The sequence below is a fragment of the Psychrobacter sp. I-STPA10 genome, from assembly GCF_021012795.1.
Taxonomy (GTDB): Bacteria; Pseudomonadota; Gammaproteobacteria; order Pseudomonadales; family Moraxellaceae; genus Psychrobacter.
The window spans coordinates 133628-148211 of sequence record NZ_VFYU01000026.1 but is presented as its reverse complement, the minus strand read 5'-3'; the positions used below and the strand labels follow the sequence as shown (position 1 = coordinate 148211).

Annotated in this window: 11 protein-coding genes and 1 pseudogene; 3 read left to right on the top strand and 9 right to left on the bottom strand. The window is 40.8% G+C overall.

Features of this window, described 5'->3' with window-relative positions:
* The 5 genes and pseudogenes from FHK89_RS13155 to FHK89_RS13135 form a co-directional block, all read right to left on the bottom strand.
* Nucleotides 1–896 (bottom strand): annotated as a pseudogene (locus FHK89_RS13155) (IS3 family transposase); the annotation flags it as partial.
* 52 nt (nt 897–948) lie between these two features.
* Nucleotides 949–1326 carry a hypothetical protein gene (locus FHK89_RS13150; RefSeq protein ID WP_230661169.1) on the bottom strand — a complete coding sequence of 126 codons (378 nt, stop codon included), beginning with the start codon at nt 1324–1326 and terminating at the stop codon, nt 949–951.
* A 233-nt stretch (nt 1327–1559) separates the two neighbouring features.
* Entirely contained in the window at nt 1560–2090 is a 531-nt protein-coding gene (locus tag FHK89_RS13145; RefSeq protein WP_230661167.1) for an Lcl C-terminal domain-containing protein, read from the bottom strand.
* Between the two features lie 81 nt (nt 2091–2171).
* Nucleotides 2172–3524, bottom strand: coding sequence for an Lcl C-terminal domain-containing protein (locus tag FHK89_RS13140; RefSeq protein ID WP_230661166.1), 1353 nt, complete (start codon nt 3522–3524; stop codon nt 2172–2174).
* A 183-nt stretch (nt 3525–3707) separates the two neighbouring features.
* Nucleotides 3708–4970 carry a GTP-binding protein gene (locus tag FHK89_RS13135; RefSeq protein WP_442966601.1) on the bottom strand — a complete coding sequence of 421 codons (1263 nt, stop codon included), beginning with the start codon at nt 4968–4970 and terminating at the stop codon, nt 3708–3710.
* Between the two features lie 381 nt (nt 4971–5351).
* Here FHK89_RS13135 and FHK89_RS13130 point away from each other — a divergent pair, with 381 nt between their 5' ends.
* Both FHK89_RS13130 and FHK89_RS13125 read left to right on the top strand, forming a co-directional pair.
* A complete protein-coding gene (locus FHK89_RS13130; RefSeq protein ID WP_230661162.1) occupies nt 5352–7016 on the top strand; it encodes a DUF3482 domain-containing protein in 1665 nt (554 codons plus the stop codon).
* Nucleotides 7017–7168: 152 nt separating this feature from the next.
* Nucleotides 7169–8746 carry an ATP-binding protein gene (locus tag FHK89_RS13125; protein WP_230661160.1) on the top strand — a complete coding sequence of 526 codons (1578 nt, stop codon included), beginning with the start codon at nt 7169–7171 and terminating at the stop codon, nt 8744–8746.
* Here FHK89_RS13125 and FHK89_RS13120 read toward each other — a convergent pair.
* Complete coding sequence (locus FHK89_RS13120) at nt 8743–9675, bottom strand: EamA family transporter (RefSeq protein WP_230661157.1); 933 nt, start codon at nt 9673–9675, stop codon at nt 8743–8745. The genes FHK89_RS13125 and FHK89_RS13120 overlap by 4 nt on opposite strands.
* A gap of 175 nt (nt 9676–9850) precedes the next feature.
* Here FHK89_RS13120 and FHK89_RS13115 point away from each other — a divergent pair, with 175 nt between their 5' ends.
* Nucleotides 9851–11275, top strand: a complete 1425-nt coding sequence (locus FHK89_RS13115; RefSeq protein ID WP_230661154.1) for an aminotransferase-like domain-containing protein — start codon at nt 9851–9853, stop codon at nt 11273–11275.
* 22 nt (nt 11276–11297) lie between these two features.
* On the opposite strand, the gene FHK89_RS13110 is transcribed toward FHK89_RS13115, so the two are convergent.
* The 3 genes from FHK89_RS13110 to FHK89_RS13100 all read right to left on the bottom strand — a co-directional run bounded on the left by FHK89_RS13110 (nt 11298) and on the right by FHK89_RS13100 (nt 14438).
* Nucleotides 11298–12329: an ArsA family ATPase gene (locus FHK89_RS13110; protein ID WP_230661152.1), complete on the bottom strand. Its 1032-nt coding sequence runs from the start codon at nt 12327–12329 to the stop codon at nt 11298–11300.
* The gene (locus FHK89_RS13105; RefSeq protein WP_230661186.1) at nt 12329–12595 is read right to left on the bottom strand and encodes a cory-CC-star protein; all 267 of its coding nucleotides are present in this window, start codon (nt 12593–12595) and stop codon (nt 12329–12331) included. The genes FHK89_RS13110 and FHK89_RS13105 overlap by 1 nt, the downstream gene beginning before the upstream one ends.
* A gap of 172 nt (nt 12596–12767) precedes the next feature.
* The gene (locus FHK89_RS13100) at nt 12768–14438 is read right to left on the bottom strand and encodes a carbon starvation CstA family protein (RefSeq protein ID WP_230661150.1); all 1671 of its coding nucleotides are present in this window, start codon (nt 14436–14438) and stop codon (nt 12768–12770) included.
* Nucleotides 14439–14584: the final 146 nt, after the last annotated feature.

Genomic DNA, 14584 nt, shown 5'->3' with positions numbered 1-14584 from the left:
ACTACAGTACTGACTGCCTCGGTCTGAATGTACAAGTAAGCCTTTACTGGGCTTTTTGTTTCTAATTGCCATATTCAATGCACGACAGACTAACTCTTTTGTCATACATTTATTTAACGCATAGCCAACCAATTCTTTGGTATAGATGTCTTTTACCCCTGCTAAATATAACCAGCCCTCATTAGTCCAAATATAAGTGATGTCACTAACCCAAGTTTGATTAGGACAACTAGCATCAAATTTTTGCTCAAGCAGGTTAGGATACACAAGTTTGTCATGGTTTGAATCAGTAGTGACTTTAAAGCGTTTGTGTCGTTTACAGTAAATGCCATGCTCTTGTTTAATGCGTCTGACCATATACTTACTAATGTCGTTTCCTTGAGCTGTTAGATGAGCATGTAGTCTCTCGTAGCCATAACGCTGTTTAGTTTCACTATGCGCAGCTCTAACGAGTAGTTCACAGTGATTGCGGTGTATTTGTTGTTCACTGATGTCTCGGTTTAACCAGTCGTAGTAGCTCGAAGCTTTGATATTCAATATCCTGCACATGCTAATAATACTAAAGTCTTGTTGATTAGCTTGTATAAAGGCGTACTTCACTTGCTGACTTTGGCGAAGTACGCTGTGGCCTTTTTTAGTATGTCTCTTTCTTCTTCGGCTACCTTTAACTGACGTTTCAGTCTTTTGTTTTCTTCGATAAGAGCAATAAGCTCAGGGTCATATTGCTGAGTACCTTTAAGCTTGCCTTGGTTAGCTTTGTTCTGCCAGTTTGCTAGGGTTTGCATAGGTATCTTAAGTTCTCTGGCTGTTTGACTGACATTGCCACCATTGTCTGCTATTTTTTTGACAGCTTCAGCTTTAAATTCTACTGTGTAATGGGGTGTTTTCTTTGTCATGGTAAACTCCTATTTGAGACGTTAGTTTACCAAGTTTTACTCTACGGTTTCTTCAGCATACATCACTATGCCTTACTACAGCAGTAGTTATATTGTGAGCATCTCTTTCAGCTTCTAGTATTATCTCATCAGATTCAATGGTGTTATAAACTGTTTGCAATCTTGATATTTCAGGTTCAATACCTTCACCGTATGTAAGTGAGCAAGGTTTGTCTATTCGATACTCTATCGCATTACCCTGTGGCATAGATATACCTAAAATTTCGGTACAAAGGATAGTTTGATCATCAACTCTTAAGCCTTTTATTTTTAGTTCAATTTTTTGATCATGATATGGTTCAGCCATTATAGGGAAGTATTGTCTATCATTTCTTAGCATTCGTGAATTGAGTTTCCAAACCACTTTCTTAGTATAATTATTTGTTTTCAAATAAAATAAGAATACATTAGATATGACAAATAGAGTATAACTTATGACAATAGTTATTGGAACTGACAAACACTCAAAGAAAGATGGCGGTCGGAGCGTTCTACCTATTTTATCAGCAAGAATCAGTGTTTGTTAAACACCCGCTCCGACACAAGAGAAAATCTACCAATTTCTAGCAATGCAATGACAATAATGGCAAATGACAACATTGCATTATTGCACTGTGTTAATTTTTAACGGCTATTATCTGAACGCACAGCACGCACATATTGCTTAACGTGCTTATAGCTATCGTTTGGGTGACCATAGTTAAATTGCACATACCACCCATAGGTTTTACCATGACTGTGGGGGGAAGATGACCAATAACCATTTGGTAATGTATTCGGAAAATTATGCAGATTGATGGCAGGGCCTGCACACTGAAATTCGACAATGCTTGTCAATTCTTTAATATTAGGTACACGGTAGCCTGCCCCCATCGCTTTGACTTGTATGAGCGCGTCTTGCCAAGTGTGTTTGGTTGCCTCTCCTGTACACGTCGTACCATTCCATGTTTGTCCTATTGAGCAGCGTTGCCAAATCAATCCTGTGAAGGTGTCTTTGATTTCGCCACTTTTTACCCCAACCGTGGTAAAACGGTTGGTTGGTGTGGTGGCTTCAATACTGTCTGTTTTACATATTTGGGCATGGCTGATTGAGGCACTCAATAACAGACAAGCACAACTAAATAAAGGGGTAAGTTTTAAGGTAAGTGGTTGCATTGGGTTTCTCCTATAAGATTATCGAGAATGTCTTGTCGTGGGCTGAGATTTATCCCAGCAGTATTCGCATTCATAACTGGTTTATTCTGAGCGTACGGCTCGTATATAATTACTATTCGACTTATTGCGATAGTAACCGCCACCGCTAGAGAAACCGACATACCACACGCCATCTACCTCACTGACCACAGGTGAAGACGACCAATAGCTTTTAGATTGGGTATTAGGGAATACTTCTATATTAATGGCAGGTTGATCACGCCCATAGCCATAGTTAATGATACTGCGTAGCTCCTCGTATTTTGGTAGCCTCCAGTTATTATAGCCACAGTAATTAGCAGCATTTAGTGCTTGAATATAGGCCTGTGTGTCACAGTCAGAGCCCACACAAGCACCGCCATTTTGCGTGCCTGCACTGCCACCATTTTTGCTGCTATCGGGGTTATACCAAGTATAGGTATTGTCTTTATCCCTTAATCCACCATCATCAGTTTTTTGCTCCCAAATAAGTCCTGTCACTTTATCTTTGACACAAGTCTCAGCCTGACCAGTGAGTAGCTCATACGCCATAGGCGCACCTGCTGGTGCTTCACCATCTTGCCCTAGCCCATACCAGTCACTACCTAAGGCTGCTAAGGTACAATCCAGCATATTTTCAGTGGCAGTCGCACATTTTGTAATACCTGTGGCAGTGAGAGTAAAGCTTGTGTGCGGATCATCTAATAGTTTGATATTTTTATTAACCTGTCCAACCACGTTATTATTATTGTCATATAAAATAATATGAATCGTGAGTTGGTCTTTATCCGTTTTAATACTCATTGACTTATATAGGTCAGCTTTTTGTACCGTTTTACTTTGCCCATCATATTCCCAGATGGCTTGGCTAAATTTATCATTACTACCACCCGTTAGAGCTACACTAAAGGTTGCACCTTTGACTGGGTTATCAGGATTAATGGTAACGGTAGGTAGGGTTAAAGCTCCACTGGCGTCATTGACTTGTATGGACTGACTGATATTTGCCAATTTATTGCCCTGCTTATCGTATAAGGTAGCAGTGATGGTCTGACTGCCTGCTGTTTTATAGCGATGCTTTAGTGAGGTTTCTAGATGATTGTCTTTTTTATTCACCGTTTGCGTTGTGCCATCTCCTAAATTCCAGTCAATACGAGTAACTTGGCTTATATCACCCCCTGTCAGTGCCAACATGATATCTTTATTAAGTTCAGCCGTTGTAGGAACAGTGAGGGTTGGTGGATTGTTTAGCTCACAGCTTTTTGACGGCAGATGATAAGTCGTCCCTGTTGGACAGATGAGGGTGTTATCTGCCGTATCGTCATTATTTACACTGCTTCCACCGCCACTACAAGCACTCAATATCATAGCGGAACTCACCGCAAGGGTAATCGGTTTTAAATTTTGCCAATTCATAATGCATATCCTTTTTGATAATTAAAAACATAAGTGATTTTCAAATATCACCTATTATTCTTCCTTGTATCGTCATTTGTCAGTCTTCATTTTTCAATGGCTAAGACCCTCGTCTTAGCAACTGTGACAACACATCAGCACACACTAGCGAGCAGGTAAAAATGCTGGCCAGCTAAAAAATAATCATGCCAATACGGGCTCTTCTGGTATGTCTTCTTCTGCAACAATACTCCAGTGAGGAAAAGGGTCAACGGCTGTTTTATATTGCTCGGTATTTTCTAGATAATCGTATGCCAAACAACTGTCTAACTGCTTACGAATGCCTTGCTCATCCATTTCATCACCAAAACCAATAAATACCAGCTCTTGACGACGGTCACCAAACTCATCGCTCCATTTTTGTTGCATCATTTGCGCAAAGCCATCACCAGAAGGCCAGCTTAGTTTATCCATGGCTGCCCACCACAAACCAATGCCCTGATGTTTGGCAACCGGTCCTGCAATTGAAAATTCACCCACATAGTCAGGACGACTGGCTAACCAAAAAAAGCCTTTGGCTCGCAGCACCCCCGGCAATGGTTGCTGAAAAAATTGATAGATTTTAGTGGGCACAAAAGGGTGACGGGCGCGATAAACAAAGCTGGTAATACCATACTCTTCGGTCTCTGGCGTATGCTCTTGAAAGTTATAAAGCTCTTGCGCCCATAGTGGGTGTAGCTCAGCCTCAGCAAAATTAAATAGACCTGTATTCATAATCTCACTTAAATTTATCTTGCAATGATTGGTTTCAATCACTTTAGCAACGCCATTTAGGCTTTTGATGATGGCATGTACTGTTTCTAACTCATCGGCACGGATTAAATCGGTTTTATTAAGAATAATGACATTGGCAAACTCGATTTGCTCAACCAATAAATCAACTAAGGTTCGATTATCATCTTCGCCTGCGTATTCCTTGTTATTGCGTAAAAACTCAATTGAGCTGTAATTTTTGATTAAATTGGCACTGTCTACTACTGTCACCATCGTATCCAGATGAGCCACATCAGATAAACTTTGCCCTTGCTCATCACGAAAATCAAAAGTAGCTGCCACTGGCAGAGGCTCTGAAATACCCGTACTTTCAATTAATAAATAATCAAACTTATCTGCGCTGGCAAGCTGGCGCACTTGAATAAGCAAATCCTCACGTAAGGTACAGCAAATACAGCCATTGCTCATCTCGACGAGTTTTTCTTCGCTTTGTGACAAAGAGTTGCCACCTCGCTCCACCAAACTGGCATCTATATTAAGCTCACTCATATCATTGACGATAACGGCAACTTTTAAGCCTTCTTTATTATGCAAAATATGGTTAAGCAGTGTGGTTTTGCCCGCCCCTAAAAAGCCTGATAAAACGGTCACTGGCAATTTTTTATGGGCTGGTTGATTAACTGATTCATTCATTGATTGGTTAGCTGGCTGATTAGATTGTGTCATGGTATCCCTCCTGATTTAGTCCATGGTTTGGCTAGCTGCCCAATATCCTAGCATAATAATTATGTTATAACATAACACTTTTTATTTATTTTTTAATAATATCATTACCTTATGTCAGGTCATAGTCGAAGAAAGCTAAAAAAGATACAAGGCAACAATGCTAAAATACTGAGCTGAAAGACTGCTAAATAGTGCAGATAGTAGGGTTGAGCAGCAAATAAGGTTTTGATAAGTCCACCGTAGTAAATAGCAAAAATGAATATAAATTCTTTACCTTAACATTCTGCTTAAAATAGATTATATTTAGTCCACTCTATGTCCTTTATAAAAAACGTAAGGCTTATCAATATGACGCAACCACCATCAAATCATTCATCGGATAATCAAACAGCACAACAAGGATTATTTGCTGATAAAGCCTTTGATAAAAATACACCTACAAATACTAATGATACTCGCCCTGCCCAATCTCTAGCTAATCTAGAAAAGTTAGAAAAAACAGACACTGTAAAAAATAAGCAATCCCCTACCCTAGAGTCACAATCTCACTCTCAGCAAGCACAACAACCGCCAAACAAAACTACTGTTGCCCAAGCTGAACCGTTAAAGCTTGCGGTGGTTGGGCATACCAATACCGGTAAAACTTCCCTACTACGCACCCTATTGCGTGATGTCTATTTTGGTGAAGTTAAAAATGAGGCGGCAACTACTCGCCATGTGGAGCGAGCCGTTATCAGTGATAGCCAAACAGGTGAGCCTTTGGTGGCATTGTATGACACACCAGGGCTGGAAGATGCGTCAGGATTGATGGATTGGCTGGAGGATAACACCGCCTCTCGCCGTGATGGTATTGAACGCTTGCAACAGTTTTTAGCAAGTGAACTTGCTGATGGTGAGGGCTTAGCGGAAGAAGATTATAGCCAAGAGGCAAAGGTTATCCGTCAATTGCTGGCAAGTGATATGGCACTTTATGTGGTGGACGCGCGTGAGCCTGTATTGGGCAAATACAAAGATGAATTGGCAGTTTTATCATGGGCGGCGATTCCTGTGATGCCAGTATTTAACTTTACTGATAGCCAAGATGCCAATATCAGCGACTGGCAAACCATGCTGGCAAGGCGTAATCTGCATATTTCTACCCGATTTGACTCAGTGGCATTTGAGTTTGATGACGAAATTAAACTGTGGCAAAACCTTGCGACCATGTTGACTCATTCAGAAGTACTGAATCAATTAATTGAGCGCCGCCAAGCCGACTGGCAACAGCTATATGATGAGGCAACCATTATCATTGCTGACTTTTTGCTTAATGTCGCTGCCTTTATGCGTGAAATTGACGATGATGCCGACCCCATGCCAGTTTTGGCACAAATGCAAGAAGTCGTACGTCAAAGTGAGCGAGGTATGCAGCATGAGCTGTTAAATTTATATAAATTTTATGACAGCCATGTCGCCACTACACCTTTACAGCTTAATGAGTATCAACAAGACCCCTTTGACCCCGAGTTACTCAAAAGCTATGGTATCCGCACCACATCAGGGGCGGCGGCTGGGGCATTATTGGGGTTAGGGATTGACGCTGCTGCACTGGGTACAACGATGGGTTTAGGTGCTGCACTGGGTGGACTGGCAGGAGGATTGTTATCAAATACCAGTAGTATTGCCGATAAAATCTCGGGGGTAAAACGCTTGTATATTGACCCTGCTACTTTAACTTTATTAGCCACTCGCTCTATGGATTTGCTACAAGCACTACGCCATCGAGGGCATGCCACCTGCAATGACAATCTTATTAGTCAGTCTTCCTATCAAACTGTCCAACAAGGTGAAGATAACTCTCAGCAAGCCATTACTACTGCTACACTGCCTTGGGACGCAAATAAATTACCCAGTGAGCTAAAAAAAGCGCGTAGCAAACCACATTGGTCAAGTCTGGATAAAGGTAATAGCGAACAGGCAAAAAATCTTCGTCTTGATGCTGCATGGTCATTATCAAGGAAGTTGACTCGGTAATCATAGTCATATAGTCAATCTAATATAATTTCACTACAAGGCAACCAAGTGAAGATTTATATTAGGCATACTATAATAAATAAATCACCCATTCATGCTCATATTAATGACCTCAGTCTTTACCTAAAAATAGCTTAAAATTAGGAAGTAATATGACAATAACAACAATGCCAAAAAAGCTACCATTGGGTATTCAGACCTTTGCAGATATTCGTCATGATAATTATTATTACGTGGATAAAACCCAATATATTTTGCAGCTTTTACAATATCGTTATATCTTTTTGTCTCGTCCTAGACGCTTTGGTAAAAGCCTGACGCTAGATACCATTGCGGAGCTGTTTATGGGACATAAAGATTTATTCACAGGGCTATATGCTGAGTCAAATTGGGATTGGGACACTACTTATCCTGTGATTCGCTTGGGCTTTGCTGAAGGCATCATGTGGGATAGACAAACCTTTGATATTAACATTCAAAAACAACTACAAAAAAATGCTAAAAAACTAGGTGTTACCCTCGCCGTCCCTCGCACAAACATTACCCAAAATGCCAATAGTTTTGAAGACTTAATTACCCAAACCTTTGAAAAATATCAACAAAAAGTGGTCATTTTGATTGATGAGTACGACAAGCCCATCTTAGATAATCTACAAAAGCCAGATATTGCTTTGATTATGCGTGATGCTCTGCGAGATTTATACTCGGTTATCAAAGGTCAAGATGCATATATCCGCTTTGCCATGCTCACTGGGGTATCCAAATTTAGCAAAGTTAATCTTTTCTCTGGGCTTAATAATCTGAATGACGTCACCTTAGATAGTAAATTTTCGGCATTGTGTGGCTATACCCAAGAAGAAATAGACACCGTATTTGCCGAGCACATGCAACATTTTGAGCGTCAAAAAGTCAAAGACTGGTATAACGGCTATAACTGGACAGGAGAATCGGTTTACAATCCGTTTGACATATTATTTTTGTTTGATAAAGGACAATATCGCCCTTATTGGTTTGAAACCGGCACGCCCACTTTTTTGATTGATAAGCTACTCAGTGAAGGTATTGCCAGTTATGAGATTCATCAGTCATTAGCAGATGATGGGCTATTATCAAGCTTTGATGTGGCTGATATCTCCCCAATGGCATTGATGTTCCAGACGGGTTATCTGACCATCAAAGACATACAATATCAACTGGTGATGCCTAATTATATCTTAGGCTTTCCAAACTTAGAGGTTCAATATAGCCTTACCTCTGCCTTGTTAAGCCACTATTATCCTCAGCCAGAAACCCCCAAAATACTAAGCAGTCGTCTGTATCAATTATTACTTGTAAATGACTTTGATGGCATCCATGAGCTGATTAATGCCTTTTTTGCCTCGATTCCTCACGATTGGCATCGTAAAAACAACATGGCTCATTTCGAAGGTTACTGGGCAAGCGTATTTTATGCCTATTTTGCCAGTTTAGGTTTGCAAGTTATGGTAGAAGACAGCACCAGTCATGGGCGTATGGACATGACGGTGGACTTTAATGACTGTATTTATATCTTTGAATTTAAAGTGATTGAACAAAGTAAAAAGCCCAATTTGGCGATTGAGCAAATTAAAGAAAAAGGCTATGCCGACAAATATGCCTCACAAAATAAATCCATTTATCTTATTGGGGTGGAATTTAGCGAAAACAGCCGTGAAGTGGCAAATTTTGTGGTCGAGAAGGTAGAAGACTAAACTTTGGTTGTTAGTGGCTGTTTGATGGCAAAATTTACCGTCAAAAGTAATAAGCCAATCAATACCAATAGCGACCCTGCCAGCTCAAATACTGATAACGTTTCATCGTATAATATCCAACCAAAAAACAATCCTGATATGGGCACTAATAACGAATAAGGGGCAACCCGAGCTAACCCGCACTGACCAATAAGCTGTGTCCATACTGAATAGCCAAATAAAGTAGTGATAAATGCTTGAAACAGCACCGACACCCAGCCTTTTATACTCGGCAATTGTAAAAATGTATCAAGGACGATGCTATGTGCAGTGCCACTTATAGAGTTATTGATCATGCCGTAAAGTAAGGTAAATAATAAAATCGGTAGCGGTACAAATAAACTTGACCATACTGTAAAACTCAGCACATCTTTTGGTTTGGCTATTTTGATAATGATATTGCATATTGTCCAAAAAAATGCCGCCAAAAACATCAATATCATGCCAACATAGCCGACCGCATTGCCATTAACATTGTTTGTGTTTGTCTTAATAATACAAATGACCAAAAAGCCAATAAATGCAGTCACAATACCGACGATTTGTGTTAAGCGTAATTTTTCTTTAAACACCACAACGGCGGCTAATACGGTCAAAAACGGACTTAATTGCAACAATAAGGATGCCAATCCTGCGGGCATACCAATAAACACTGCCCAATTCACCAACCCCCAAACGCCTGCCCCAAATAATACCCCATAAATCACTACATAACGCATCGCCACATCGGGTTTTTTGATAAAAAATATCATCGGAATAGCAGTCAATAAAAACCGTAATAAAGTCATGGTCAACGGGTGCAAATCTTCTATGCCCCAACGAATGACCACAAAATTAAAGCCCCATATCAATACTACCAACACTGCTAATATATGCTCTTTGAATTTCATCGTTATCCTCTTGGTTAGTGATTAACTTTTTAACTGCTACCCACTATAATCACTAGAACCATAACAATCCCTATACAGTTTGCTATATGATTAACAAAGTGTATCGGTGTTTTAAACATAACAATTTTGGTTAAATATATTTCTTCCAAAAAATACTTTTCATACGATTAAAACTATGATGAACAATGATGATAACTACCAACTAAACCCCAAACTTAGCAAAACTGCCGCCATCGTTGAATGGATAAAGCAGCGCATTGATTGGCAAATTTACCAACCCAATGAACGTGTGCCTTCGGTACGCAAACTGGCAGCTTTACTGGGTGTTTCTAGCTTTACGGTGTCGCAAGCCTATGAGCAGCTTGTCGCAACAGGAATACTGACCGCCAAAATAGGTTCAGGCTATTATGTGCATATGCCCATGCCTGCAAATGTGGCTATCAATACACATACAAAAGAGCAGGTTAAAAAACCCATATTAGATACACGCTGGCTGGTACAGCAGATGTTTAGTGAGATTCCACGCCATCGTGCACCGGGTGCAGGCGTGTTGCCCAATGAATGGATACGCAATGACAAGATGGAATGGGCAATCAGGCAAGTCACCCAGCAAGCAGATGGTTTTATTTATGACTACGGCAATATTCAAGGCTATCTACCGCTACGCCAACAGCTTGCCCAGCAGTTAGCCATACTTGGTATGAACACAACAGCGAATAATATTGTCACCACCGCAGGCGTATCAAAAGCAGTGACCATGGTTAGCCAAATGTTGCTACAAGCAGGTGATGTGGTGATGGTCGATACGCCAAGTTGGTTTTGGTTGTCAAGTTGTCTGCAACAACAAGGATTGAATGTGGTAGCGGTTGAGCGTGACCATCAAGGTCCTAATATTGAGCAGATGCAATATCTATTTGAAACGCATCGCCCCAAGCTGTATTTGACCAACAGCGTGCTACACAATCCAACTTCCTATCATTTGCACCCTGCCCGAGCCCATCAAGTGATGAACCTTATCCATCAGTATGATGCTTATATCTTTGAAGATGATTTGTACGCTGCTTTTGAGCCAAACAATCAAGTATTGCGCTATGCCAGTGTTGACCAGTTTGAGCGCGTGTTTTATGCCACAGGATTTGCCAAATCTATGGCATCGGGCTGGCGGGTGGGATTGTTGGTCAGTCCTGATAAATTTACCGAAGATGTGCTGCGTATTAAAACACTGACCACCATGAACACGCCAGAATTTGGCGAGCGGGTAATTCATCGTTTATGGACACATGGAGAATATCGACGACAAATAAAAAAGGTACAAGAGCGACTGTATCAGGCACATCAGCATTTGCGGCAGAAACTACCGACCATAGGGCTTGATTATCCAGAACACGCCCATGCAGGCATGTTTATTTGGGTTGATACCCATCAAGACACTGCCCCATTGGCATTGCAAGCGCATCAAGATGGCTGGCTGGTTGCACCGGGACAGTTGTTTTGTCTTAATAATCAAAACTCAACCCATTTGCGTCTTAATGTGGCGACCACAAGTGATGAGTTTTTGGCATGGTTGCAGGGGTATTTATATCATAACCAAAGGCAATAACCGTTAGCTGAAGCTGATTAGCCTAGCCATTTAAAAAATCTTGTAACTCCCCCACTCCTCTAATATCTTCTGCCTTTAATGACACATAATAACGAGGATAAGTAGCAAAATTTTTCTCTATTTGCGCTAAAATTTGTGCTTGTCTATCTGCCCGCTGTTGCCAAAAGTCATCGCTTTGCTGTTGCTGAATCACTTGGTTTACAACAATTGCTGAGCATGGCATATCAGCTTCTTTAAGCTGTTGACAGGCTCTTTGTGTTTCCTGTAACGATAGCATCTCTGGTATCATCACTAAAACAATGGCAGTCTGTTTTGGATTATGTAGCTTCTGTCCTGCTTGGCGAAACAACTGTTTGCGTTTTTCTAGCACCTCGACTGCTTGTGTCCAACGGTCATTCGGTGCTTGCGCAAAGGGATTATTTAATTGTCCATCTTTATGGCTGTGCTTATCAGAGTTTGTATCACCAAGATGGCGAGCGACTGATTTGAGTTTGGTTTGGCGGCGTTGTTGTGCCAATAATCCATCTGTCCATGCCCCCATCATCTCAGGCAACATTAACAATCGCAAAGTATGACCTGTGGGTGCGGTATCAAAGATAACATGGTCAAAATTTTGTGTTTCTTGTACCAGATAGTGACACATTGCTTCTAACATCGCTGCTTCTTGCGCTCCTGGTGCAGACTTAGATAACCGCAAAAACTCAGCAATTTTAGGCAGCATATCAGGGTTGGCATAGCCACGAATGGTCTTTTCTACCTGCTGAAAATGCTTATCAACAATGTATGCAGGGTCTAGCTCTACAGCAGATAAATGATCACTGATATGATGAATTTGTGCAGTCAGCTTGATTTTTAGGGCATCACCTAAGCTATGTGCAGGATCAGTAGAGATAATCAGCGTTTTTCTGCCCAGCTTTGCCAAGCTTACCGCAATAGCAGCCGCCGTTGTGGTTTTACCAACCCCACCTTTGCCACCAACAAAGATAATCGGCTGTTGCTGTAACTGACTAATTAAATCATTTTTAGTAGATTGTAACGTTTGCACAGTTTGCATTAGCAACATCCCCCATGTTGTAGTGGGCATCGCTCCATTCCCATACGTGTATGCCACTCATGGAAGTTCTCTAAAAATAACGGTTGTAATTCTAAGGTATAAAAACTGGCAGGGTTTTGTATACCTAAGCTTTCCGCAAATAGCAATAACATAAAAAAATCTTCTTCATCGCGCGCTGCTCGTGCCATTGTCTGTCGATATGGTGCATGATAAAACTCATTGAGTCCTGCTAAAAACCGTTTCCATAAAGGTTTTTGTGTATCCATATTATCTGCAATATCATCTTTTTTATATGGTATGTTATCTTTTGGCTGATGACTCATCACTTACTTTCCTGTTGCTTTCTCATTAATAAAATATCTAAATGGACTCAATAAAAAAACGCCAGCATTTATTGCCAGCGTTTTTTGATGTTTCTAAAATAAATCTGGCTGATTATTAGCTTTTCTTATGCTGATGCCATTCACGACGTAGCACTGAAAAACTCTCAAATGTTACCATGATGGTTGCAATCAAGATAATAATATCTAGGATAATCAATAGCCAGTTGCCATCACCATAAAACGTTTTTAACTGTAATAACAAGGCAAAGATTGCCATAATCAACAAGAAGCTCAGTGGTGCTAATGTGTACCACACTGTCTTACCATTACGTAGTAAAATCACGGTGACAATCATCAAGGTTAAGGCTGCCATTAACTGGTTGGTTGTACCAAATAGTGGCCAAATAATCATACCACCTGATCCATCAATACCACCTGCACCAAATGCTAATAGCAAACACGTACCCACTGCTAATAGTGTGGCAACCACCCCTTTACGTAGGGCAGGCAAGTTATAAATCTCTCCAAATTCTTGGAAGATATAACGCTGCAAACGTACCCCAGTATCCATGGTCGTACCCGCAAACAAGGCTGCCATTACCGTGAGCATGGTTTGTGATAGTACCATATCAATACCAACACCATGATTTAAGATGGTTGCACCCCCATCGATAAATGCACCGATTGAGCCATCACCGAATTTTTGATAAACCGCTTGCCAATCAGCGAAGCTAGCAAAACCTGCTGTAGCTGCCAAAATAGCACCCAATGCTAATAAACCTTCGCCTAAAGCACCAAAATAACCGACAAAACGGGCATCTTCTTCTTGGTCAACTTGTTTAGACGTTGTACCTGTCGCTACCAAACCGTGGAAACCTGAGATTGCACCACAAGCAATGGTAACAAACAATAAAGGTAGAATGGGTGGTGTATTGGCTGGTAGATGGGTATTAAATGCAGGTGCAACAATATCAGGCGTTGCCACAAAAATAGCAGTATATAAAAGAATCAAGCCAACAAATAGCTGTAGACCATTAATATAGTCACGAGGTTGCAATAGCATCCATACAGGCAGTAATGAGGCAATGGCTGCATAGACAAATAAAATGATAATCCATACTGCATTATCAGGCAGTCCCATCACTGTCTCTGGCAACGCAATCGGGAACATAGGCCCTAAATAAATCAATGTGTATAAAGCGATGACGCCCACCAATGATACCAAAGGCAAACTCATCTTATAACGATAAATACATTGACCAATCACCGCAGCGACAGCTAATGCACCCCACACAGGTAATACTGCTGATGGCGTTTTAATCATCATATTAGCAATGGCAACACCAAACACCGCATTGACCATCAATAGTAATAAGAAGATAACCACCATCATCAAGCTACGTACACGTCCACCCATGACAGACCCTGCAATAGAGCCGATAGACTGACCTTTGTTACGCATACTAGCCCAAACCGCAGACATATCATGCACCCCTGCCATAAAGATAGTACCAAATACTACCCATAAAGTTGCAGGTACCCAGCCCCAAATCACCGCAATGGCAGGACCAATAATCGGAGCTGCACCAGCAACTGAGGTAAAGTGATGTCCCCATAAGACATACTTATTGGTTGGCACATAGTCGATACCATCTTTTAGTGTATGCGCAGGCGTAGTACGGCTGTTATCCAACGCTAAAATCTTGCTTGCAATAAATTTAGAATAAAATAGGTATCCACCCAACATCGCAATGATGCCGAGTATCAGAATAATGGCACTGTTCATAATTTTTCATCCGAAATTAGGGACACTGTCCTTAACATAAAAAAATGAAGATATTAATCTTCTCTTACAAAATAAAACTTCAGGGTTGATTAGAATTTTAACCCCCCCTTAAACTTGAACTATTGATAACTATTTTGCTAGCTATT

Bases quoted from the DNA above. Each gene is read 5' to 3' on its own strand.
- FHK89_RS13145 (WP_230661167.1), bottom strand. From the start codon at position 2,090: ATGCAACCACTTACCTTAAAACTTACCCCTTTATTTAGTTGTGCTTGT.
- FHK89_RS13140 (WP_230661166.1), bottom strand. From the start codon at position 3,524: ATGAATTGGCAAAATTTAAAACCGATTACCCTTGCGGTGAGTTCCGCT.
- FHK89_RS13135 (WP_442966601.1), bottom strand. From the start codon at position 4,970: ATGAATGAATCAGTTAATCAACCAGCCCATAAAAAATTGCCAGTGACC.
- FHK89_RS13130 (WP_230661162.1), top strand. From the start codon at position 5,352: ATGACGCAACCACCATCAAATCATTCATCGGATAATCAAACAGCACAA.
- FHK89_RS13125 (WP_230661160.1), top strand. From the start codon at position 7,169: ATGACAATAACAACAATGCCAAAAAAGCTACCATTGGGTATTCAGACC.
- FHK89_RS13120 (WP_230661157.1), bottom strand. From the start codon at position 9,675: ATGAAATTCAAAGAGCATATATTAGCAGTGTTGGTAGTATTGATATGG.
- FHK89_RS13115 (WP_230661154.1), top strand. From the start codon at position 9,851: ATGATGAACAATGATGATAACTACCAACTAAACCCCAAACTTAGCAAA.
- FHK89_RS13110 (WP_230661152.1), bottom strand. From the start codon at position 12,329: ATGCAAACTGTGCAAACGTTACAATCTACTAAAAATGATTTAATTAGT.
- FHK89_RS13105 (WP_230661186.1), bottom strand. From the start codon at position 12,595: ATGGATACACAAAAACCTTTATGGAAACGGTTTTTAGCAGGACTCAAT.
- FHK89_RS13100 (WP_230661150.1), bottom strand. From the start codon at position 14,438: ATGAACAGTGCCATTATTCTGATACTCGGCATCATTGCGATGTTGGGT.